This is a genomic window from Bacillus sp. GB_SG_008, assembly GCF_052038115.1.
GTDB lineage: Bacteria > Bacillota > Bacilli > Bacillales > Bacillaceae_G > Bacillus_A > Bacillus_A rhizoplanae.
On record NZ_JBPZSK010000004.1, the window covers coordinates 174,228 to 197,315 of the forward strand.

General features: G+C 35.9%; 18 protein-coding genes. 3 read left to right on the forward strand and 15 right to left on the reverse strand.

Translation table 11 applies throughout. From position 1 onward, the window contains the following. Positions 1 to 59: 59 nt before the first annotated feature. Both ACTDJC_RS12375 and ACTDJC_RS12380 read right to left on the reverse strand, forming a co-directional pair. The gene (locus ACTDJC_RS12375; RefSeq protein WP_440603735.1) at positions 60 to 1,112 is read right to left on the reverse strand and encodes a metallophosphoesterase; all 1,053 of its coding nucleotides are present in this window, start codon (positions 1,110 to 1,112) and stop codon (positions 60 to 62) included. Between the two features lie 321 nt (positions 1,113 to 1,433). Next, on the reverse strand, positions 1,434 to 1,970 hold the full coding sequence (locus ACTDJC_RS12380; protein ID WP_440603572.1) for a DinB family protein: 537 nt from the start codon (positions 1,968 to 1,970) through the stop codon (positions 1,434 to 1,436). Between the two features lie 338 nt (positions 1,971 to 2,308). On the opposite strand from ACTDJC_RS12380, the gene ACTDJC_RS12385 reads away from it, so the two are divergent. After that, a complete protein-coding gene (locus tag ACTDJC_RS12385; protein WP_440603573.1) occupies positions 2,309 to 2,611 on the forward strand; it encodes a hypothetical protein in 303 nt (100 codons plus the stop codon). A 159-nt stretch (positions 2,612 to 2,770) separates the two neighbouring features. Here ACTDJC_RS12385 and ACTDJC_RS12390 read toward each other — a convergent pair whose 3' ends face one another. The 4 genes from ACTDJC_RS12390 to ACTDJC_RS12405 all read right to left on the reverse strand — a co-directional run bounded on the left by ACTDJC_RS12390 (position 2,771) and on the right by ACTDJC_RS12405 (position 7,952). Next, positions 2,771 to 5,860, reverse strand: a complete 3,090-nt coding sequence (locus tag ACTDJC_RS12390) for an AAA family ATPase (RefSeq protein ID WP_440603574.1) — start codon at positions 5,858 to 5,860, stop codon at positions 2,771 to 2,773. Next, positions 5,857 to 7,014 (reverse strand): exonuclease SbcCD subunit D, encoded by a 1,158-nt coding sequence (locus ACTDJC_RS12395; RefSeq protein ID WP_440603575.1) that lies wholly within the window; start codon positions 7,012 to 7,014, stop codon positions 5,857 to 5,859. The genes ACTDJC_RS12390 and ACTDJC_RS12395 overlap by 4 nt, the downstream gene beginning before the upstream one ends. 21 nt (positions 7,015 to 7,035) lie before the next feature. Beyond that, entirely contained in the window at positions 7,036 to 7,275 is a 240-nt protein-coding gene (locus ACTDJC_RS12400) for a DUF2584 family protein (protein WP_440603576.1), read from the reverse strand. 416 nt (positions 7,276 to 7,691) lie between these two features. Next, on the reverse strand, positions 7,692 to 7,952 hold the full coding sequence (locus tag ACTDJC_RS12405) for a hypothetical protein (RefSeq protein WP_098307340.1): 261 nt from the start codon (positions 7,950 to 7,952) through the stop codon (positions 7,692 to 7,694). Between the two features lie 747 nt (positions 7,953 to 8,699). Between ACTDJC_RS12405 and ACTDJC_RS12410 the strand changes: the two genes are divergently transcribed. Continuing rightward, the gene (locus ACTDJC_RS12410) at positions 8,700 to 9,485 is read left to right on the forward strand and encodes an enoyl-CoA hydratase-related protein (RefSeq protein ID WP_098307338.1); all 786 of its coding nucleotides are present in this window, start codon (positions 8,700 to 8,702) and stop codon (positions 9,483 to 9,485) included. A 14-nt stretch (positions 9,486 to 9,499) separates the two neighbouring features. Then, positions 9,500 to 10,552: an enoyl-CoA hydratase/isomerase family protein gene (locus ACTDJC_RS12415; RefSeq protein WP_098307336.1), complete on the forward strand. Its 1,053-nt coding sequence runs from the start codon at positions 9,500 to 9,502 to the stop codon at positions 10,550 to 10,552. 78 nt (positions 10,553 to 10,630) lie between these two features. Here ACTDJC_RS12415 and ACTDJC_RS12420 read toward each other — a convergent pair whose 3' ends face one another. The 9 genes from ACTDJC_RS12420 to ACTDJC_RS12460 all read right to left on the reverse strand — a co-directional run bounded on the left by ACTDJC_RS12420 (position 10,631) and on the right by ACTDJC_RS12460 (position 22,933). Further along, positions 10,631 to 12,091: a CoA-acylating methylmalonate-semialdehyde dehydrogenase gene (locus ACTDJC_RS12420; protein WP_253629452.1), complete on the reverse strand. Its 1,461-nt coding sequence runs from the start codon at positions 12,089 to 12,091 to the stop codon at positions 10,631 to 10,633. Positions 12,092 to 12,135: 44 nt separating this feature from the next. Next, entirely contained in the window at positions 12,136 to 13,026 is an 891-nt protein-coding gene (locus tag ACTDJC_RS12425; protein WP_098307332.1) for an NAD(P)-dependent oxidoreductase, read from the reverse strand. 16 nt (positions 13,027 to 13,042) lie between these two features. Next, positions 13,043 to 14,752 (reverse strand): acyl-CoA dehydrogenase family protein, encoded by a 1,710-nt coding sequence (locus ACTDJC_RS12430; protein WP_098307330.1) that lies wholly within the window; start codon positions 14,750 to 14,752, stop codon positions 13,043 to 13,045. Positions 14,753 to 14,891: 139 nt separating this feature from the next. Beyond that, entirely contained in the window at positions 14,892 to 16,652 is a 1,761-nt protein-coding gene (locus ACTDJC_RS12435) for a sigma 54-interacting transcriptional regulator (RefSeq protein ID WP_440603577.1), read from the reverse strand. A 254-nt stretch (positions 16,653 to 16,906) separates the two neighbouring features. Next, entirely contained in the window at positions 16,907 to 17,815 is a 909-nt protein-coding gene (gene prpB / locus ACTDJC_RS12440; protein WP_098307326.1) for a methylisocitrate lyase, read from the reverse strand. Between the two features lie 17 nt (positions 17,816 to 17,832). Next, positions 17,833 to 19,269: a 2-methylcitrate dehydratase gene (prpD, locus tag ACTDJC_RS12445; RefSeq protein ID WP_098307325.1), complete on the reverse strand. Its 1,437-nt coding sequence runs from the start codon at positions 19,267 to 19,269 to the stop codon at positions 17,833 to 17,835. A gap of 98 nt (positions 19,270 to 19,367) precedes the next feature. Then, positions 19,368 to 20,486 carry a citrate synthase gene (mmgD, locus tag ACTDJC_RS12450; protein WP_098307609.1) on the reverse strand — a complete coding sequence of 373 codons (1,119 nt, stop codon included), beginning with the start codon at positions 20,484 to 20,486 and terminating at the stop codon, positions 19,368 to 19,370. A gap of 683 nt (positions 20,487 to 21,169) precedes the next feature. Further along, positions 21,170 to 21,478, reverse strand: coding sequence for a DUF4870 domain-containing protein (locus ACTDJC_RS12455; RefSeq protein ID WP_429718587.1), 309 nt, complete (start codon positions 21,476 to 21,478; stop codon positions 21,170 to 21,172). 138 nt (positions 21,479 to 21,616) lie between these two features. Next, positions 21,617 to 22,933 (reverse strand): MFS transporter, encoded by a 1,317-nt coding sequence (locus tag ACTDJC_RS12460; RefSeq protein WP_253629449.1) that lies wholly within the window; start codon positions 22,931 to 22,933, stop codon positions 21,617 to 21,619. Positions 22,934 to 23,088: the final 155 nt, after the last annotated feature.

A 23,088-nucleotide genomic window follows, 5' to 3' on the forward strand; every position in this document is an offset into this window, starting at 1 on the left:
AGACATAATATCCTCTTCTAATTATAGTACGTTTAACAAAATCTCCTTGTTTTTTCTACTCAATCAAATGTAAGTTCTATTTGAATAATCTCTGATCGACTCCCAAGTCTTAAAGCTGGTCCCCAAAATCCAAATCCTGAGGAAACAATCGCATGAAATAAATCTTTCTGTACATATCCCCAATCTAATTCGTACATTCTTCTTGTAATGATATGATTCGGCGCCATTTGTCCTCTATGAGTATGTCCAGACAATAATAAATCAACACCTGATACTTCAGCTTGCTTTAATTCAAAGGGCTGATGATCCATTGCAATGATTGGAAAACTCTTATCTACAGCACTCATTAACTCCTCAAAACTTTTACGATTTCGGTCCGTCTTATCTCTTCTTCCTACAATATAAAAACAATCTTCAATTTTTACAACTTCATCTAATAATATATTTACATCAATCTTATCCATTTCCTGCAAAAACTCCGGAATAGCCCCGCCGTAATATTCATGATTTCCTAGCACCCCATAGATGCCAAGCGGAGCATGCATTTGTTTCATCACTTGTCCCATATTCTTTTTTATAAAATATTCTGGATGATCGTCAATAATATCTCCTGGCAAAAGTATGATATCCGGTTTCATATCATTTACATGATCAACCAATCTTTGAAGGTGCGACAAGCCAGACAGTTTACCGAAGTGCATATCTGAAGCCATTGCAATTCGAAGTGTCTTACGATTATTCACTTTTTTAGGTACGTGAATCTCGTATTTTCGAACGATTGGACTATACGCATTAAATGTTCCATAGGCAAAAATAAGAACAAAAATAATAAGAACGATTATTCCAGTCCAAAAAATAGATTGTTCTTTCGGAATAGAGAACCAATCTAAAATGTATACTGTTACATCCGCTATTGGTAATAGTATGACTGCATATTGTATGACTGCAAACCAATAAGAACCAATTGTTCTAAGAGGTGAATCAAATTTAATCAATCGATCTAGAATATACGCGTATGAAAATAATCCAACTAGAATCGCATAATATCCCCAAGATTGAACGCCAAAAGTCGTACGAATCCAAACCCAGCCATTCCATCCAATATAAATCATTAACAGCGTATATAGCGTAAATAAAATAATAATATTAAATAAATTTCTCGCTTTCAAAGTATCCCCCTCTTCTATATGTTTCATTATAACCATTCATTTACGAATGTTTACATACTATACATTAATGAATTAACAGTTATATCTAATGAGAATTTTATCCCGTATTAACGGGCAGTAAGGCCCCCCACTAATGGAAGTTTCACTATATTTTGACATAAAAACTTTTATAATTCCACTGATACGCAGCAAAATTAAAAAGAGACTGATTCAGAATTTTTTATGAATCAATCTCTTTTTAATTTTCATTTACAATTTCATATTTCAGCTGAATGGATAAGCATCAGAACTCAAATAACGTTCTTTTATAATTTGGCGATGATGAAGCTCATGACCAGCAATAATGCTTGCCAATGCACGAACCGTTACTTCAGAATTATTTGCCATCCCTCTTTGTAACCAAGCTTCTTCATCTAAACTTTTAAGCAAATGCACGGTAGCTTGACGAACAACTGTTAAATTCTCAAGAAGATCTTGCATAGATTGCTTATCAAATGCAGCTCTTAGAACATACATATCATCGTTATATCCAGGAAGTTCTGCTGTCTCGCCTCTCGCTATAGAAAGCAGTCGATATCCCATAATACGTTCAGTATCCGCAATATGACCGATTACTTCTTTTATACTCCATTTATTAGGAGCGTAGCGAAGATGTCCCTCATCATCAGAAATATCCTTCAATAAAAGGTTCGTTTCCTTCACTTGCTCTTCTAATATATGTATGATATCTCCCTCTGGTAATAAGTTTATGTATGTTGAATAATACGGATTATATTCATTTGCTTCCGGTCTCTTTTGCATTTTGATCATCCTTTTTATTATTTTTAGAAAATAAAGTGGAACTTTCCTTAATGAAACAAGTTAGAAAAATTTATTATTATCTCCTTATAATTGTAATTCACTTCCCCTCAACATTTACAGCCATTATAAATTTACACAATATTCTATCCCCTTTACTATTTTAGTAGATTCTGCCATGATTTTCATCTCTAATAAAATATAAAATGGTATAATTTTTATTTAAAGCTGAGTCAGAGTTAACACTATATAAATAAGAACTAGCTTTAAAGAAGATTGACATTCCTGATTTTATTCCTTTTATTGGTGAATATGACATTGAAATACGAGGCGAATTTGGATTGGGGACATTCGGTTACAAATTACGTGCAGGTCAAGAAACTGGTGCGTATGTTAGCGCTGGAAAAGTTGATGGTGGAATATTTACTAAACCAGGGGGAACAATAAACATGTTTAAACAAGCAAGATTTATTAAAATTTTTGGGTTTTCAGCTTTACTTATCTTTAGCCTTTTTGCTCCTTATGGATTTTGGAAAAAGTTTACTCTTATTGCTTTTGTACTTATACTAGCCTCCTTATCTTTTGGTACTACAAACTTACTAGAATGTATAACTAGTAAATTTAAAAAGAATGGAGATAACTAGATTGTAGAAGAATTGCATAAAGGTAATACGACTGAAAGTAAATTAGTGCTATTTGAAACATTGTTAGAAATGTAAATAAACATAAAACCTCTGTCAAATTAAAAACAGAGGTTTTATTATATAACTGTTACAGATTAACTCCAATCGAACCATATTTATCTATTTCACAACAAACCTCGTCTTACTACATCCATCTTTCTGCTTCATTACTTCAAGCACTGCTGGCATAGCGTTTTTCAATTCTTGTACGTGTGAGATTACACCAATAAAGCGACCTGATTTTTGTAAGTCTATCAATGCATCGACTGCTTTCGTTAACGATTCTTCATCTAATGAACCGAAGCCTTCGTCAATGAACATCGTTTCAATTGAAATACCACCTTCATATGATTGGATGATATCAGCCATACCAAGCGCTAAGCATAGAGATGCGTTAAATTTTTCACCGCCGGACAATGTTTTCACATCACGTGTTTGCCCCGTATAGGCATCATACACATCTAATCCTAAACCACTTTGACGATTTCGTTTTTCCACGCGTTCACTTCGTTTTAAATAAAACTGTCCGTTTGATAGTTTACGAAGTCGTTCATTAGCTACTTGAACAATTTGCTCTAAATATTCTATTAAAATGTAACGCTCAAACGAAATGCGGCTTTCATTGTCACCTTTCATAACTTCATATAAATCAACAAGCTCTTGGAATGCCGCTTCTTCTTCATGAATTTGTTCATCAATGCGGCAAATATTTTCATGCAAATCGGAAATATATTCATTGGCACTTTTTGTACGCTGACGCTGTTCTTTTATGATATCAAGCTGAATTTCTAGTTCTTTCAACTGTTCTTCTAGTTGCGTTAACTCTGTCCATTCTTTTCCTTGTAGCTGCTCTATTAATTCTTCAATTTGTTTTGTTAATACTTCAAGCATTGAGTAGTACGTTTGAATGTGCTGTTGTAAGTTTTTTCGCTCTGCGTCTGATAATTTAGCCTCTGTGTATGCTTGCTGACTCACAAAACCACTTGCTTCAAGTTCTGCCATAAAACGTGCATACTTTTCTTCTTTGTTCTCATTTCCTTGTGTATATTGTTGCTGCGCTGCTTTATATGCTTCTTCAACACGAATTTTTTCACTGGTGCAACGCTGAAATTCCTCTTGTGCTCTTTGCCATGATTCTTGCAGACGACGAAGTAAAGAGGCTTTTGCTTCATACGCTTGTTGCCACGCTTCTAATGTTTGCATCTCTGCTGGAATTTTTTCTTTGTCATTTTCATACGATGTTCGCAGTTGAATCGATTCCATTTCAGAGCGATGCAGTTTTTCTTCTATATCACGTTTAGTTGCTTGCAACATATCTAATTCTTCTTCTAGCTTTTGAAGCTGCGATGATAATTGTTTACGTTCTTCTTCACTTGCTTTTAATTCATTTACTTCTGCAGCTAGCTGTTTTCCTTGTTGGATTAACGTTTGATACGCATCTGCTAACTCTGATACAGCGTACCCCCGAGCCTGTACTTCTTTACATAATTCTTCATATTGACCTTTATAAAAATTACATTTTTCTTCTATTTGAACGTGTTGCTTTTCAGCTTGTACTTTTTGTTCACGAAGAATATTTAACTGTTCTTCATTAATAGACACTTCTTGTTCAGTTGCTTTGTTTGGGTGAGAGGTACTACCACAAACCGGGCAAGGTTTACCATCATGTAAATGAATCGCTAACTGACCAGCTTGTTCGCTTAACCATGATTTCTCCAACGTTTCATACGCTTGTTGAGCCGCACTCATACGTTCTAATACACCTTTTCTTTCCCTCTCATACTTTTGCACTTCTTGCCACACTTGATATGCGTCTTTTAATACTTTTGCATCTTCACGCATACGACTTAACTGTTCTACTTTTGCTCGGTATTGCTCAAGTGCCTGTTCAATCTGTTTTAGCTTACCTGAAAGCTGTTGCTTTCGTGTACTGCTGAATTCTTGCTGTTTCTCTAATTTACTTACCTCAAGCTTAAATTGCTCCATTTGTTTTTCTGATGCCGCTAATTTTATTTTTTTATCAGCAAATGTGGCGATAACCTCTTTTAACTCTTCTAACATTTGTACGTTTCGCTTCGTTTCTTCACGAACTGTTTCATTGTTTTTTTCTTGTTCGTACTGCTGCTCCGCACGCTCATAAGCTAATACAAATTGTTCTTGTTTGGCAGCAATTTGTTTCATATATTGCTCGGCTTGCTGAGCACTTTGAACCGCTTCATCATACCACTGTTCAAACGGTAATAACCGGCTTGCTTGCTCTGCACGTTTAAATTGTTGTTCTTTCACTTCAATAGAAGAACGTTCCTGTTGCAATGAGTCATAACGATTTTGTTTTGTTTGCAAATCTTGCAATCTATCATTTAAAGCCTTCGCTTCATGATACCCTGTTTCCGCTTCTTTTAATTGCTTTAGCTGTATTGATTCTTGTTTTTCTAATTGCTTTTCTTGTTTTTCATAAAAAGCGATTTCTTGTTGAAGCGCTTCTACTACTTGATGTGTATTTACATGTTCTTGATTTGCTAATATTTCAAGCAGTGCACCGTCCCGCACCGGAAGCTTGAAAACGTTACGAAAGTACAATTCTCGTTCTTTTTGCTTTTCTTGCAGAACATCTTTCCATTCTTTACGCTTTTGATCTAATAACTCTCGCATTAATTTATATCGATCCGTTTTAAAAATACGGCGTAAAATTTCTTCTTTATTTTCTGTTTCAGATGTTAATAGTTTACGGAATTCACCTTGTGGAAGCATTACAATTTGACTAAATTGATGCTTACTAAGACCAATTAAATCTTCCACTTTTTTGTTTACATCCGTCACATGGAAACGATCTACACAAGGAATTTGTTCGTCATTAACGACTTCATAAAATTCAATCGCATGACCTGTAATCGTTTTGTTGCCTTGTTTTTTATGACCAAGTTGACGCTTTATACAATAGGTTTTTGCTTTTAATTGAAATAATAATTCAACGCTTGTATACACGTTATCATCAGCAAATTGACTACGAAGCATACTCGTATCATTGCGTTCTTCTCCACTCGCTTCTCCGTACAGCGCATAACAAATCGCATCAAAAATCGTTGTTTTTCCTGCACCTGTATTTCCAGAAATCGCAAAGATTCGATGTTCACCTAATTCTTCAAAATCAATTGTTTCCTGCTGCTTATAGGGACCAAACGCTGTCATAATAAGTTTGATAGGTCTCATGCTCTCTCCCCCTCTCGCTCATGAACTGTCTTTAATACTTCTAAGAAGAGACGCTCTTTTTCTTCCGATAACTCAGTCCCTTTCATTTCTTTATAAAAAGCTTTCACAAGGGAAAGATCATCCATTTTATGACGTGAAGTGACTGTAGTATTTTCATTCGCCAGCTCTTTTCTTTGCATAACACGCTCTACATGCATCGCATTTGGATAAACAGAACGAATCTTTTCCATTGGCTGCAATACAGGATTTTCATCTAATAATTTCACAAATACGTAGTCTTCACAAACAGGATGTTGCAACAATTCATCAATTTTTGCTTCAACCGTTCTCATTTTACGTTGCGGTGTTAATAACCGTTTCTCAATTGTTATTTCTCCTGTTTCATTTAATTCAACAATGGAATATCCTTTTTTGTGATGCTCTTCCGAAATCGAATACGCGAGCGGCGAACCCGCATAACGAATTGTTTCATTACGTACGTAATGCGCTTGGTGTAAATGACCAAGTGCCGTATAATGGAAGGCATCAAAATAATGACTGTTTACATATTCTGCTCCGCCAATTGATAATGGCCTCTCAGCATCACTTGTATTTTCTTCCGCTTCCCCAGACGCTGTTACGAAAGCATGTCCGATAAAAACATGACGCGCCTCTTTATCCATACTTTCCGATAACTCATTCATAAAAATACGCATCGCATCATCATGACTACGAATATCATCATTTTTCATCACATGACGAACAATGCTCGGATCAACATATGGAACCAAATGGAAATGCACTTCTCCGTATTCATCATTCATGATAACAGGCTCATATGGATATTGAAATTGCCCAATAATATGCAGCCCTTGTTTCTTCATTAAGCCGCTCCCAAAATGAATACGGTCTGGACTATCATGATTCCCAGCTATCGCAAGTACTGGCGTTTGTAATTCAATCACAATTTTTTGTAATACTTCATTTAATAAATCTACTGCTTCTGTTGGTGGAATTGCGCGGTCGTATAAATCTCCTGCAATAATCACGGCATCTGGTTTTTCCTCTTCAACAGCTTGTACGAATTGCTCTAAGACATAACGCTGATCTTCTGTCATATAAACACCGTGAACAAGCTTTCCTAAGTGCCAATCGGCTGTATGAAAAAATTTCATCTTTCCCTTCCTTTCTTTTTATTAGTTCACAGATTGAAGTGAAATAAGCTGATATAAAAGCATCGTCTTCTCTTCTGTCCATTCCACTTTTTTTACAACTGCACTTCCAACAAGTTCTTGATTTGTTTTATACACTGGCAATATTTCATCAACTACAAATAAATGATATCCTTCTAAAATTAACTGAAATATATTATCTTCTATATGTAATCGTTTCTCTGTTTCGTTTACAATAATCTTTGTATGCATTTCAAATTTCATGCGAAAACACCCCTTTTTTATGTCTCTATTTTAATAGTATAGCGGGCATTACTGATTGACAAGAGAATCAGTAAGAAAGGTAGGACTTCCCTAATGAACATTCCCTCTACTTACAACATTATAACTGCAATATATCTTCAACTTCTCATTTGTAGTATGAGAAAAGTAATAAAAGAATATGAAAACTCCCGCCACTTATCTCCTTTAAATCTTGAAGTAAGAGTTTTCCATGTACCATCTTCAACAAACACCTTTAGAACTGCTTTTTTTCAATATGTTATAAGAGCCCCTTCACATCTGCGAATAGCGAGATAGATGCAAATAATGTTGCTGATGCTTTTGTTAACATTTTAATTTTTAATACGGTATGTGAAATTAAATATTTATTTAAAATAAAAATGCCGTTTACGGCACTTTTATTTTTGTAAATAATCCTTCATTACAACGTACAAAACAATAAATAATAATACTGTTGTCAAAAGCCACGAAAGAATCGCAACGTAATCATTTTGATTTAATGCAAAACTAATCGCAATTGTTAAGATAAGGACCGGGAATACAAATCGTACTTTATCTTGTATAGTATCATGCTGTGCATCCTCTTGATGAAAATAGAAAGTTAAACCAATCATAAGAGAAGATAAAATAATGACCGATAATAATAAAGGCCCTGACATTCCGATCTCCCCTTTCTTTTCTTTCCTTTCTAAGGGCACATTAGACATTCTATACTTATAATAAATAAAACTTATAAGCGAACTTAATACATATGACATATTAGCAACAAAACAAAAAATTCAAATACAGAAAATGTATTATCCATATTTATTTAAACCTTTATTCTAAAAAATTACAAATTATATATTTAGTAAAAATCTGTTCAAAACAATATCCGTTAGAAGTTGTATATTCCTTTTTCTCTAATGAAAATCCTCTAAAAACAACTCGTCAAAATATGCCAAGTTTTCATTTCATGAATTCTCATGCTTTCCTTCTTTACATATTTTTGATTGTTTACCACTTTTTTATTTTAAAAGACATATTCTTTCAGTCTAAAAACTTTAGCATAATGATACAAAAAAACACGAAACAACGCACTACTTCTCTTCTATTTTCTACAGTATACTCATTTGCTCTTCATTTTAAAACAAAAAAAGACATGCAATATGGCAGGATTCAAGAAATAAAACAAGAAAGATATACACAAGAGCTCATCTTTCATAACGATTCAGGAGATCGCTACATATTTTAATTCGTTGCTACAATTATCACCATAGATGCTCCCGCTCTGTCTTCTTATAAAATGTCTATTTGTTTAGACACTTAAACATTTTGTGTCCAATCCATCCTTGCTAATATACAGCATTTGAATTGGCACAGTTCTTGCAAAAATAAATATATGATCATAAAGGAGGATATAGATAATGGAAACCAAATTTGCAAATATAAGAAAACAAAACTTTATTACAATAGTAGAGGTGAACAATGCCCCAGCAAATGCTTTATCATCTGCATGCATAGCTGAATTACGCTCAATCTTTTCAATGCTTGCTGAGGATGACGAAACAAGGGCTATTATTCTAACAGGTGCCGGACGTTTTTTTGTAGCTGGTGCCGATATTAAAGAGTTTGTTTCTGCACTAGGAGATCAAGAGAAAGGATTAGCAATGGCAAAAGCAGGACAAGCACTTTGTGACGAAATAGAAGCCATGAAGAAGCCAGTCATTGCTGCCATAAACGGTCCTGCTCTTGGCGGTGGATTAGAGTTAGCTATGGGATGTCATTTTAGAATTACATCAGATACTGCTATTCTCGGTTTACCGGAATTAAAACTTGGATTACTCCCAACATTCGGCGGTACACAACGCCTTAGCAGAATAACAAATATGGCAACGGCTTTAGACTTAATTTTAACTAGTAAACAAATAAGCGGAAAAGAAGCAGCCAATCTCGGTCTTGTTCAATTGGTTGTTTCCCAAGAAGAATTATTACCAACTGCTCTCTTAATTGCTCAATCCTTTCTCGAAGGAAAAAGCATGACTAGTGTCACACGTGCCGTAGAATGTATTACACAAGGATATAACGAAAATATATCTGAAGGCTTGAAAAGAGAGCGCGAGAAATTCTCTGAATTATTTTTAACTGATGACGCTAAAGAAGGCATTCAAGCTTTCATCGAGAAGCGGAAACCTAACTTTATACATTCATAAAAGGAGGATATGTTATGACTGATCAAGTTCTATTTTCAACTAACGAAAATGGTGTAGCCACTATTACGTTAAATCGTCCGAAAGCACTAAACTCACTTTCTTATGAAATGATAGGACCGATTACACAAAAGTTAAAAGATTGGGAAGCTGATGATCAAATTCATCTTGTCATTATAAAAGGCGCAGGTACGAAGGGACTTTGTGCTGGTGGTGACATCAAGACACTTTACGAGGCTCGTTTACATGAATCTGCCATGAAAAAAGCAGAGCAATTTTTTGAAGATGAATATAAATTAGATATGCTCGTTTATAAGTTTTCTAAACCGATTATCGCATGTTTAGATGGCTTTGTTATGGGCGGAGGCGTCGGACTAACTTCCGGAGCGAGCCATAGAATTGTAACTGAGCAGACGAAGTGGGCCATGCCAGAAATGAATATTGGCTTTTTCCCGGATGTCGGGGCTGCCTATTTCTTAAATAAATCTCCAGGGTATATAGGACGTTACTTAGCATTAACAGCTTCTGTTATTAAAGCTCCTGATGTACTATATATAAACTGTGCAGATTTTTACATGACAAACGAAAACTTAAATGCTTTTCTTAACCGTGTCGAACATATAGATTGGCCTGTAAAAGACATACATACAACATTGACACAACTGGTAAATGACTATTCTGAGCTTCCTGTTAACGAAAGTGAGCTAGCGTCATTCCAAACAGACATTAACAATCACTTTTCTTTTCACACAGTTGAAGAGATTATACATTCATTAGAAAAAGATGCTAGCCATTTTGCAGCTAAAACAAAAGAAACAATTTTATCAAAATCCCCATTCTCCTTAAAGATTACTTTAAAACAACTAATTGATGGAGAAGAAAAAACGTTAGAGGATTGCTTTAATACTGATCTTGTACTTGCTAAAAATTTTATGAAACATGAAGATTTTTTCGAAGGAGTACGTTCAGTTGTCATTGACAAGGACCAAAATCCGCAATATAAATATAAGAAATTAGAAGATGTTTCAGACGAGGTTGTGAACAGCTTTTTCAACCTTTTAAGAAGCTAATTATATCAAGTGAAGCTTATACATTTTATTTCAAATAAAAAAAGTGTCCAATACCATGGACACTTTTTTATATTCTTCTTAAAACCAGCGTTCTGTCACTACTTTTTTACGTGTATAAAATTGTACACCATCTTTTCCATTTGTACCTAAGTCACCGTAGAAAGAAGCTTTATTTCCTGCAAATGCGAAAAATGCCATTGGAGCTGGAACGTTTACGTTTACGCCAATCATCCCTGCATCGATATTATCACGGAATGTTTGTGCGTGTTTACCACTTGACGTATAAATGACTGCACCGTTTGCAAATTTTGATTGGTTTGTAAGCTTAATTCCTTCTTCTAAATCCTTTACTCTCACAATGCTTAATACTGGGGCAAAAATTTCATCTTGCCAAATTTTCATATCTTGATTCACACTATCAAAGATTGTTGCTCCAACGAAATACCCTTCCCCAACTTCTTCATTAATTTTACGGCCATCTACTAATAAAGTAGCTCCATCTGCTACACCGCTATTAATATAGCCTAGTACACGCTCTTTATGAGATTCACGAATTAATGGACCTACATAATTTTCTTCATGGAAACCATCACCGACTTTTAATTTACGCGTTTCTGATACAAGAACATCAATGAATTCATCAGCAATTTCATCCACTACCGCTACAACAGAGCATGCCATGCAGCGCTCTCCACTGCTCGCAAATGCAGAACCAATGACACCTTGTACTGTCTTTTCAATATCGCAGTCCGGCATAACAATTGCATGGTTTTTCGCTCCTGCAAGTGCTTGTACTCGTTTTCCATATTTTGTTCCTGTTTCGTATACATAGCGTGCAACTGGCTCAGATCCAACAAATGAAACAGCTTGAATATCTTTATTTTCTAAAATGCTATTTACAACATCTTTTCCACCTTGTACTAAGTTTAAAACCCCTTTCGGGAAGCCCGCTTCATAGAATAATTCTACTAGTCTTTCTGCTAAAAGCGGCGTTCTTTCAGATGTTTTTAATACAAATGTATTACCGCAAGCGATTGCTAATGGGAACATCCATAGTGGAATCATCATCGGGAAGTTGAACGGTGTAATACCCGCAACAACTCCAATTGGGTATCTCCAAATTGAACCATCAATTCCACCTGCAATATTTGGAAGTGCTTGCCCCATCATTAAATTTGGTGTTGATGTTGCCAGCTCTACAGCTTCAATCCCTCGCTGCACTTCGCCAGTTGCATCTTTTAATGTTTTACCATTTTCTAATGTAATGATTTTTGCAAGCTCATCTTTGTTTTCTTGTAAAAGTTGTAAATATTTATATAGCTGTCTTGAGCGATTTGGAACTGGTACTTTAGACCATGTTTCATATGCTGCTTTTGCAGCTTCAACAGCACGATCCACATCTTCTTTTGGAGAAAGTGGAACATAAGCAATTATTTTCCCAGTCGCAGGATTCGGAACAGCTTCCACTTCTGTGCCAGTAGATTCTACCCATTCACCATTAATATGATTTTTCACGCGTTTAATTTCTGTTGTAATCATTGTATTCGCTCCTTTTTATTTTTTATATTTGCTAGTATTCATTGTTATTTATGACTAGAGATTAATTGTTCACTTACCTTTTGATATAAAGCAGCCATGTCTTTTTCACCATATCCCGCTTTATCAGCTTCATCATACAAATTCAAAAGCATTTCACTCACTGGTAAGTGAAGCTCACCTTCTTTTGCTAAATCAACTGCAAATCCTAAGTCTTTCTTTAGTAGATTTACAGTAAATCCTGGTTCATAGTTTTCTGGCGCAATAAAGCTTTTATAATTGCGCTCATAAATTCTACTTTGTCCATAACTCACATTTAAAATATCAAACATTTTATCTAAATCCATATTGTTTTTCTTTGCTAATGTCAGAGCTTCACTAACACCTGCTGTATAAAAACCAATTAATAAGTTATTAATCAATTTTACAGTTGTACCACTATCAATTTGCTCACTCACATGAAATATATTTGCTCCCAATACTTCCATCACTGGTAAACCTTTTTCATATACTTCTTTTGATCCACCAACCATAAAAGTTAATGTGCGGTTTTCCGCTCCAATTACTCCACCGCTAACCGGTGCAGCCAAGAAATCGACTTTTTTATCCTTCGCAGCATCTGCAAGCTTTTTATTTAGTTGCGGAGCTACTGTGCTTGTATCAATTAAAACAACATTCGAATGACTATTCTCAATTAAACCTTCTTCTCCAAAATAAACAGCTTCAACAGCTCGCGGTGACGGTAAACTTGTAAAAATCAAATCACATGTTTCTGCTAATTTTCCAATTGATAAACCGATGATTCCCCCTTCTTTCTCGAAGGAAGCTTCAGCATCTTTATTTAAATCGACTCCATATACCGTATAATTTGATTTAACTAAATTTTTAGACATTGGAAGACCCATGTTACCTAAACCGATAAAACCAATCTTTTTCATACTGCTCTCCTCCTATTTAAACAATATATTTCCCGCGATTTATAATCGTTTTTGCGATTTCTCTCTTTTTCGTAAACAAGTTCGTGTATAGAGGTACTGACAGTTGACGAATTTCATCTAGAATGGCGTTTCTAGTTTGCTCTTCTTGCACCGCTGCAGAAAGAAGAACAATTGCTGCTGATTCTACTTTTCGATATCCTTCTTCACAAAGCACATCCGTTATAAACTGTTTTGTACGTTCTTTTTCTTCACCATTTTTACTGATCGCTTTCTTTGTACGTAAAAATGCCGATTCCATTACATATACATCTTTCAACATGTCTGCTAACACGCGTGAATATTCTTGTTCTTGTTCGATTTTTAATTCAGGAGTTTGAGATAGCGTTTTCAAAGATTGCTTCAATAATTGTTTCGATAATAAAATATAACGATGATTTCGTTCTATATTTTCAAATGTGTCTTTATCTACTTGGTCCCCTAGTTGTTTCGTTTGTTTCATTAACATTTTCGCAACTGTTAAGCGGTTAATTTCATTCGTTCCTTCAAATATACGGCTAATTCTAGCATCACGATATAATCGTTCTACTTCATATTCTTGCATATAACCATAACCACCATGAATTTGTACCGCTTCATCCACAATATTTCCAAGTGTTTCTGAAGCATTCACTTTGTTGATCGCACACTCCATTGCAAACTGAGACATTTTCTGCATAATACCTTCATCACTCTCATGAATTGCTTCATCAATTACGCCTGCTGTTCGATAAGCTGCACTCTCTGCACCGTATGTAGCGATAATCATATTTGCAATTTTCTCTTGAATCATCGTGAAATCAACTAATTCTGTTTGAAACTGTTTTCGTTCTTTTCCGTATTGAACAGATAGGCCAATTGCTTGCTTTGCTGTTCCAATATTTCCGAAAGCAAGTTTCAATCTAGCAAAATTGAGAATATTAAGAGCTACGTGATGTCCCTTTCCTACTTCCCCTAGTACATTTTCAGCAGGAATGACGACATCCTCTAAAATCAGTGTCGCAGTTGAAGAACCTTTAATACCCATTTTCTTTTCTTCTAGGCCAATCGAAACGCCTTCACATGTTCTTTCGACAATAAATGCTGTCATTCCTTTATTTGTCTTTGCAAAAACAACATATACGTCAGCCATATGAGCATTTGTAATCCACTGTTTTTCACCATTTAATGTCCAAGCTGTTCCTTCTTCATTTAAGACAGCACTTGTTTTTGCACTTAATGCGTCAGATCCAGCATTAGGTTCTGTTAAAGCATAAGCTCCAATCCATTCGCCTGATGCAATTTTAGGTAAGTATTTTTCCTTCTGCTCTTTTGTTCCGTAATATATATATGGCAGCGTTCCTACTCCAGCATGAATATTAAAGGAAACACTAAAGGCTCCTGCATATCCCATCTTTTCCGCCACAAGTCCAGAAACTGCTTTCCCTAATTCAAATCCACCATACTCTTCTGGAACCTCTATACTCAACAATCCAAGTTCTCCAGCCTTTTCAAACAACCTGCGGGAAACTTGATAATTGTGCTGCTCGATATTTTCAATTTGAGGAACAATTTCCTGTTTCACAAATTGTTCTGTAGTTTTTGCGATTAAATCTTCATCATCTGAAAAATCCTCAGGTGTAAAAAAGGTTGTCTTAAGCTCCTGATTCAGCGAAAAAAATTCGTTCCATTGCAACTTTGTTTTCTCCATCTGTATCCCCCTATCATTTCGGTCTTCATTTTATTTATGTGCAAAATCTATGCCAATCTAAAAACTTGATAGAACAAGGGCAAAATGAAAAGAAAACGTAAAACTGTCTAGACAGTTTTACAATTGATATAACAATTGTTTAGATTTTGAATCTTGACAATTTATTATAAAGGGTCGCCCTAGAAATCCCTAACAATGCCGCTGCTTTTGACTTATTTCCTTTTGCTTCTTTTAAAACGCGTTCAATTAATCCTCTTTCTTCCTCTTCACGTACTACTTTCATCGCTTCTTGTTTTGCTGGTAAAGACTGAATCATAGGTACTAATTTCTTTTGCTCCATATCCCGATAATAAAATTCTTCTGGTAAATCCTTAGCCCGTATATGTGCATCATCTGATAGTGCAAATAGCCTTTCTAACACATTGATTAATTCCCTGACATTACCCGGCCAATTATAATGGAACATAAGGCGTAATACTTCTTTATCAAGTGTCTTTTCTTCGGCACCATACATTTGACATAACTTTTGTAAATGTTCTTCGACAATGAGTGGTATATCTTGTTTTCGAAAGCGAAGCGGTGGAATATGAATCGGAATAACATGAAGACGATGATATAAATCCTCCCTAAAAGTTCCTTCTCTAACCATTTGTTTTAAATCTTTATTTGTCGCTGCGATTAGCCTGAAATCAACAGGAATTGGATGTGTACCACCTATTCTTTCTATTTCCCTTTCTTGTAAAACACGCAAAATTTTTACTTGCGTTAATAGAGACATATCGCCAATCTCGTCTAAAAATAATGTTCCATGATTTGCAAGTTCAAACTTCCCTGCCTTCCCATTCTTTTTCGCACCTGTAAAAGCACCTTCTGCATAACCAAACAATTCAGATTCTAGTAAATTATCAGGAATAGCAGCACAGTTCACACTAATAAATGGACCGTCTTTTGTTATACCGGTATCATGTATAGCACGTGCAAATTGCTCTTTACCAACACCGCTTTCCCCAGTAATTAATACTGATGCTTTTGATCCAGCTGCTTTTCGAGCCATTTTTTTCGTTTCAGAAATTGTTTGGCTTTCTCCAAGAATATCTTCAAATCGAATCTGTTTCTTTTTCGGTTTAGAAAACGTTGGTTTGATTGTCCTATCCTTTTGATCAAATCGTTCTAGTATTTTATAAATATCTGAAATCCCTTCATGAATAAGCATCCCTACAGCACCTATCACTCTTCCCTGCTTCCAAATTGGCATCCGGTGCACAACTAGATTCTGTCCTTGCAGACAGTGCACTTGATTTCTTTCTGGTACTCCTGTTTTTAATACAACTGGAAGCCGCGTATTCTCAATTACATTTTCAGCGCGCTGCCCAATTGCTTCTTCTTTCGTTACACCAACAAAGCGACTATACGTGTCATTAAACATTTGGATAACTCCATTTTCATCCACAATTGCAATACCTTCGTATGCAGTATCAAAACAAAGTTTAAACCACTCTATCGTTTGATGTGCACATTTGATTTCTTGAACCAAATCTTTATGAAAGGCTAATAATTCCTTATTACTGAACACTCCTTTAAGCTCTTTGTTTTCCTCACAGGTAACGTAAAGTGGAATATTCTCTAACTCGCTTAATGAAAACTCTTCCCTTACGTTATAGAAAGAATGTCTCAGTATAGTAACAATCGGTTCATCCCACTCTGAATGATCCTCTAACCACTTTACACAATCGATTAGTTTAACAACCCCAATCACATGATTATTTTCTAAAACAGGGAGTTCTGCGCTCTCTGATTCAGCTAGTAGTCGTAATGCTTCTCGAATTGTATCATCTTTCCTCAAAAAGTACGGGTCCTGCTTCATCCAATTTCGAACAGATTCATATTTTGCGGCCATCATAACTGAATTTCCCTTCCTTTAGAATGTCTATACTCCTCTTTTCCTATCTGGTTAACACGCTAATGCTTTTCTACCGTGGAAAAAATATTATGATAAAATGCAACTACATAAACGAGGATTTCGTTTCTTTTTCGTCCAAAAACTTTTATCAATCTCATTCTTACTGCCCTTTAATATGAAAAAAAAGCGATGATTCATTTCACATCAAGCAGGTGTTTTTGCTAAAGATGTGTATCATCGCTTTCTTATTTTATTTATTGCCCATCAGATAAGACGGTTTTTGCAATTCCCTTATCTAACTCTTCAAAATCATGGTACGAAATTGTTTCATACAATTCACTTCTTGTTTGCATATCAGAAAGCCCTTCTTTTTGCGATCCTTCCTCTTTTATGAGATGAAAAATACGCTCATAAGCTTTTGCTGCTACGCGAAGAGACGTCACTGGATATATGACCATTTGATAACCGATATTGGCAAACTCTTCAGCAGTATAATACGGTGTTTTTCCAAATTCGGTCATATTAGCAAGTAAAGGTACTGTTACTTTCTTTGTAAATAAACGAAACTCTTCTTCTGATTGCAAAGCTTCTGGGAAAATAGCATCTGCACCTGCTTCTATGTAAGCAATTGCTCTCTCAATCGACGCATCTAACCCTTCAACTGCACGAGCATCCGTACGAGCTACAACAACCATCGATGGTGCTACTTCTTTTATAACTTTAATTTTTTGTTGCATTTCTTCAATGGAAACAAGTTTTTTCCCATTGAGATGTCCACACTTTTTAGGGAGTTGCTGATCTTCAATTTGGACAGCGGCTACATTTGCTTCCACCATTTCTACAGCAGTTCTCGCTACATTTAACACTCCACCAAATCCTGTATCAATATCGACAAGAAGAGGTAAATCCGTTGCTCTAACAAGATCTCTTGCTCTTTCAGCTACTTCAGTAGATGTTACAATACCTAAATCTGGTAAACCCTTACTTGCTGTATAAGCAGCTCCCGATAAATAAAGAGCTGAAAATCCAGTATTTTTTGCAACAAGAGCAGCCATCGCATCATGTGCACCAGGAATTTGCAAGATTTCAGGTGCTTCTACTAAAGCTCGGAATCGATTGGCAAGTTCTTCTTGTGTTGACAGTTTATTCACAACCCAAGCCATTCTTATTCCCCCTATACTTAAATTAAGAAAAGATCTACAAATTCATTTACATTCATATTTTCTAATTTTTCTTCATTCAAACAAGCTTCATGAATTTTTTCTTGTTGTTTATTAGAATAATGAACAGCCATATTTGCAGAGAACTTTTGAACAACTTTTGGAATTGCTTCATCTCTACGGAAACGGTGACCTAATGGATATTCACATTCTACGTTTTCTGTTACTGTACCATCTTTAAAATGAATTTGAACAGCGTTGGCGATTGAGCGCTTGTTCGGATCAAGGTAATCTAAACTGTATTGTTTATTTTCAACAACAACCATCTTATTTCGTAATTCATCTACGCGAGGGTCAGAAGCTACTTCATCCTCATAATCATCTGCAACAATGTCACCTTTTAATAAACCGATTGCAGTAATGTATTGCAAGCAATGATCGCGGTCAGCTGGGTTATTTAATGGACCCTCTTTATCAATAATACGAACCGCTGATTCATGTGTCGTAATTGTAATACGGTCAATTTCATCTAATCGTTCTTTCACTTCTGGATGTAATTTCACTGCACATTCTGCAGCTGTTTGAGCATGGAATTCTGCTGGATATGATACTTTAAACAATACATTTTCCATTACATAAGAATCTAAAGGTCTTGCTAATTTTAGTTCTTGCTTGTTAAACAATACATCTTGGAAGCCCCATCCTGGTGCAGATAATGCTGTTGGGTAACCCATTTCACCTTTTAATGCAGTAAGTGCAAGATGAACACCACGGCTTGTTGCATCCCCAGCTGCCCATGACTTACGTGAACCTGTATTTGGAGCATGACGATATGTACGAAGACTAGAGTTATCAATCCATGCATGAGACAATGCGTTAAAGATTTCTTCACGCGTGCCACCAAGCATTTTAGTAACAACTGCTGTCGTCGCTACTTTTACGTATAACACATGGTCAAGACCAACACGGTTTAAACTATTTTCTAATGCAAGTACACCTTGAATTTCATGTGCTTTAATCATCATTTCAAGTACATCTCTTACTTTTAATGGTTCTTTTCCTTCCGAAATACGAACGCGGCTCACATAATCTGCAACAGCTAAAATACCACCTAAATTATCAGACGGATGTCCCCATTCTGCTGCAAGCCATGTATCGTTATAATCTAACCAGCGAATCATACATCCGATATTAAAAGCACCACGTACTGGATCAAGTACAAATGATGTTCCCGGCACACGTGTACCATTTGGTACAACTGTTCCTGGTACAACTGGTCCTAGTAATTTCGTACACTCTGGATATTGCAGTGCTAAAATTCCACATCCAAGCGTATCAAGTAACACATAGCGCGCTGTACTGAATGCTTCTGAACTTGTAATCTCATCATTTAATACATAATCCGTAATCTCTTCTAAAATTGCATCTTTTTGTTTAATTTCATTTGTTTTAATCACGCTATTCTTCCCTTTCTGTCGAAAATTCGTTATTATTAAGAATGGGTGTCGGTCAAACACCCACATGGCGGGCGGCCTTAACAACTCCCCAGTTGTTTTTATTTGCTAAGCACATGTCGCTCGCCGATATAATTTACACGTGGGCGGAACAATCGATTATTTGTATGTTGCTCAATCACATGCGCACATAAGCCTACCGTTCTTGAACTGAAAAAGATTGGTGTATACAGTTGAATTGGAATACCTAACATCCAATAGACTGGAGCAGCATAATAATCTAAGTTTGGATAGATTCCTTTTTCCTTCTCCATAATCTTTTCTCCAGCTTCACACATTTCATATAATGTATAATCGCCTTTCACATCACATAACTGTTTTAATGCTTCTTTCATCATAAGCGCTCTAGGATCTATCTTTTTCATGTAGACGCGATGTCCAAATCCCATGATTTTTTCTTTGTTATACAGTTTCTTTTGCAGTAATTCTTCAAATTTCTCAACAGTACCCGCTTCTAGCAGCATGTACATTACTGCCTCATTTGCGCCTCCATGTAAATTACCTTTTAAAGAAGCAACTGCTCCGGTTAAGGCACCGTATAAATCTGATTGTGTCGACGCAATTACTCTAGCCGTAAAAGTAGAATTAGGCATCTCATGTTCACTATACAGAACAAGTGATTTATCAAATATTTTTTCTTCTAATTCAGAAGGCTTCTTGCCCGTAAGCATATGGAAGAAGTTCGCACTATAAGATAACTCTTGAATTGGTTCAATTGGCTCTTCATTATTCAAAATTCGATAACTGTTAGCTACTATATTCGGCACTTTACTTAACAATTTATAAGCACGTTTTTTATTTACATCTAATGAGCGATCATCAATTTCATTGTCATAGCCAGAGAGCGCTGAAATTCCCGTGCGTAACCCATCCATCGGATGCGTTTGTTTTGGCAATGCTTTTAAAACATCAAAAACACCAGTAGGAACTTCATATTCATGCTTTAGTGTTTCTTCTAATGCCGCTTTTTCATCTGAATTAGGAAGTTTCTCCTCTAATAAAAGATGAACAATATCTAAATAACTTTTCGTTTTAGATAACTCAATCAGATCATACCCTTGAATAACAATTTCTCCTTTTTGTGTATCAAGAAAAGAAATCTTCGTCTCTGCTGCAACTACCCCATCAAGTCCTGGAAAAAAATTTTTTTCAGCTCCCATTTTATCTTCCTCCCATCCAAATAGATCTTCGTTTACATTTCTGTAAGCCTTTCCAATATTGCGCAAATATATTTCTCTTATATTCTCTTCTAGTTATTTCATCCGCTAATAAAGAATACTTATAAGCAGCGTACAAGGTTTTCTATGTTTAGATTGTTCATATCTAATAGTTTTAAAAGAGTTGATAAATTAGGAAATGTTCCAAACAAAGAATTTCTCATAAACTTGATAATCTATTACTGAATCATAACAATACAAACAACCACCGAAGAAACTCCTACAATTCGAAGAGACAATGTATCTAGCTTCGCACTTAACACCTCCTATTCACATAGACTTTGATGTGTACTAAACCAGGCAAGGGCCTCATAGCATCCAAATAGCGCAACTTCCCTTTTAAGAAGCTAGAACGAACACTATATCCTCACCAGTTTTACATCTATTGCTTTTTCTACTTAAATATATCAGACTCTTCTAATAATTACAATTTATTTTACTTTCAGTATTTTTAAATATTCTAACTATTAATTTTATTAATATACTTATTATCATTTTTATTCTGTTTTTTATGATAATGAATTTAAATTTTCAGTAGCGGCGTCACTCCCCTCCCACAAGATGATTTTCAATAAAAAAAAAGATAGCAACAAGCTATCCTTTTCACACATTTATACTTATTAATTCTATTTCAACCATGCTCCAACAATCGGATATTGAAAAGGTCGATCTTTTAGCGCACGAACGATTCCGATGATTGGAGTGATTAAAGCTACTAATCCAAAAATAATTAAGAACGGAATTCCAATTAATACCCAAGAAAAAAATACTGAAATAGCAATTAATACACCTATTACAAAATGAAATATGACTGCTTGTAATGATAAACTTTTAATTTCTCGATCTGAACTAACAAGAAATATAATAAACGGAACTAATACAGGTGCAAACCAAGTACTAGCATGAATGAATATTTTCAGTCCTTTATTCTCCATTTAAAAATTACTCCTTTTCATTCGCATTTTCTTTATTATGTAATATTTTACATTTTATTCTATAATATGTGAATGAATCTTGAGACTGATTTATATTCATTCAAAAGTTGGATAATTTACTCTGACTTTAAACCGATATTAGCTTCTATTAGCCCTCTTTTGATTACCACGAGACCAGACAATGACTGGGATAAGCAGTAATGAAAGGATACCTCCGGCAAATGAAAGTGTTGCGTAACTGGAATGAGCTACGACCATGCCCGATAGTGCTCCCCCTGATGCCCCCGCCAAAGCAATCAAGACATCAACAGATCCTTGCGTCTTTGCGCGATTGGACGGAGTAGTTGCATCCACGATGAGCGCAGTGCCGCTAATCAAGCCAAAGTTCCAACCAAGCCCAAGCAAAGCGAGCGCGATGATGAGTACTAACATGGAATCAGCAGGTGCAACAGCTGCCAAAACACCGGCAGCAAGTAGAGTGGCACCAGAAGCGATTGCCATTGCAGTACGTCCAATCTTATCTACGAGGATACCAGTCATAAGAGATGGTAAGTACATTGCACCTATATGAAAACCAATTACCAGTCCTACCTCTTTCAAACTATGTCCATGATGTCCCATATGTACAGGTGTCATTGTCATAATTGAAACCATGACAATTTGAGTTAAGACCATGATTGTGGCACCAACAACGATTCCTCGTTTTTTTATTGCTAATTTACTTGATTTTTCATCTGAAAGATTACTCCCGTCCGTTCTCTGCACATCTGCAATTGCTTTCGCAACAACGAGAGGGTCTGGGCGAAGTAGAGCTAGAAGTACCAAACCGGCAAGGATATAGGCTGCAGCTGCTAGAATGAACGGACCGGCTAGAGCAGGAACTTTAATCATTATTGCGAATCGACCCATTACATCAACCAAATTTGGCCCTGCGACAGCACCTAAAGTGGTTGACACCATTGCAATGCTGATTGCTGTTGCTCGCTGTGTAGAATTTGCTAGGTCTGTACCTGCATAGCGTGCTTGTAAATTTGTAGCAGTTCCAGCACCATAGATTAGTAGTGAAGCAAAAAGAAGTACAAGATTATTAGTTAATGCTGAAATCACCACTCCGATTGCGCCGATACCGCCAGTCAAAAATCCTGTCGCGAGTCCGAAACGTCGTCCAAAACGCTGAGAGAGTCGCCCTACAAGTAGCGCTGCCCCAGCAGAACCCAAAGTGAACAACGCAGCCGGAACCCCTGCAAAACTATCTGTACCTAGCATGTCTTGTGCAAGAAGTGCACCGACGGTTACGCCCGCTGCAAGTCCTGCACCACCGAAAATTTGTGAAATGACAACTATAATCAACGTCCGTTGATATAACTGTCGTTGTTTTTTTGGAGAATCAATGTAACTTTGTAACCAAGCCGGTTGATTTTCTAAAGCTTTTGAATCATCAACTTTCTGCAGCATCACTTAGGCCACCTTTCCTAGGAACTGACTTTGCAAATTGTATAAGCCAATTGTTAAAGTCTTCTTTCCGATAAGGTATCAATACTAATCTCTCAGTTTCAGAACACAAGCTAAATTGTCTCAAATTAATTCTCCTAACCTCATATTATTTACGC

Coding starts and splice junctions, on each gene's coding strand:
- ACTDJC_RS12375 (WP_440603735.1), bottom strand. CDS start 1,112: ATGATTTATATTGGATGGAATGGCTGGGTTTGGATTCGTACGACTTTT.
- ACTDJC_RS12380 (WP_440603572.1), bottom strand. CDS start 1,970: ATGCAAAAGAGACCGGAAGCAAATGAATATAATCCGTATTATTCAACA.
- ACTDJC_RS12390 (WP_440603574.1), bottom strand. CDS start 5,860: ATGAGACCTATCAAACTTATTATGACAGCGTTTGGTCCCTATAAGCAG.
- ACTDJC_RS12395 (WP_440603575.1), bottom strand. CDS start 7,014: ATGAAATTTTTTCATACAGCCGATTGGCACTTAGGAAAGCTTGTTCAC.
- ACTDJC_RS12400 (WP_440603576.1), bottom strand. CDS start 7,275: ATGAAATTTGAAATGCATACAAAGATTATTGTAAACGAAACAGAGAAA.
- ACTDJC_RS12405 (WP_098307340.1), bottom strand. CDS start 7,952: ATGTCAGGGCCTTTATTATTATCGGTCATTATTTTATCTTCTCTTATG.
- ACTDJC_RS12410 (WP_098307338.1), top strand. CDS start 8,700: ATGGAAACCAAATTTGCAAATATAAGAAAACAAAACTTTATTACAATA.
- ACTDJC_RS12415 (WP_098307336.1), top strand. CDS start 9,500: ATGACTGATCAAGTTCTATTTTCAACTAACGAAAATGGTGTAGCCACT.
- ACTDJC_RS12420 (WP_253629452.1), bottom strand. CDS start 12,091: ATGATTACAACAGAAATTAAACGCGTGAAAAATCATATTAATGGTGAA.
- ACTDJC_RS12425 (WP_098307332.1), bottom strand. CDS start 13,026: ATGAAAAAGATTGGTTTTATCGGTTTAGGTAACATGGGTCTTCCAATG.
- ACTDJC_RS12430 (WP_098307330.1), bottom strand. CDS start 14,752: ATGGAGAAAACAAAGTTGCAATGGAACGAATTTTTTTCGCTGAATCAG.
- ACTDJC_RS12435 (WP_440603577.1), bottom strand. CDS start 16,652: ATGATGGCCGCAAAATATGAATCTGTTCGAAATTGGATGAAGCAGGAC.
- prpB (WP_098307326.1), bottom strand. CDS start 17,815: ATGGCTTGGGTTGTGAATAAACTGTCAACACAAGAAGAACTTGCCAAT.
- mmgD (WP_098307609.1), bottom strand. CDS start 20,486: ATGGGAGCTGAAAAAAATTTTTTTCCAGGACTTGATGGGGTAGTTGCA.
- ACTDJC_RS12455 (WP_429718587.1), bottom strand. CDS start 21,478: ATGGAGAATAAAGGACTGAAAATATTCATTCATGCTAGTACTTGGTTT.
- ACTDJC_RS12460 (WP_253629449.1), bottom strand. CDS start 22,933: ATGCTGCAGAAAGTTGATGATTCAAAAGCTTTAGAAAATCAACCGGCT.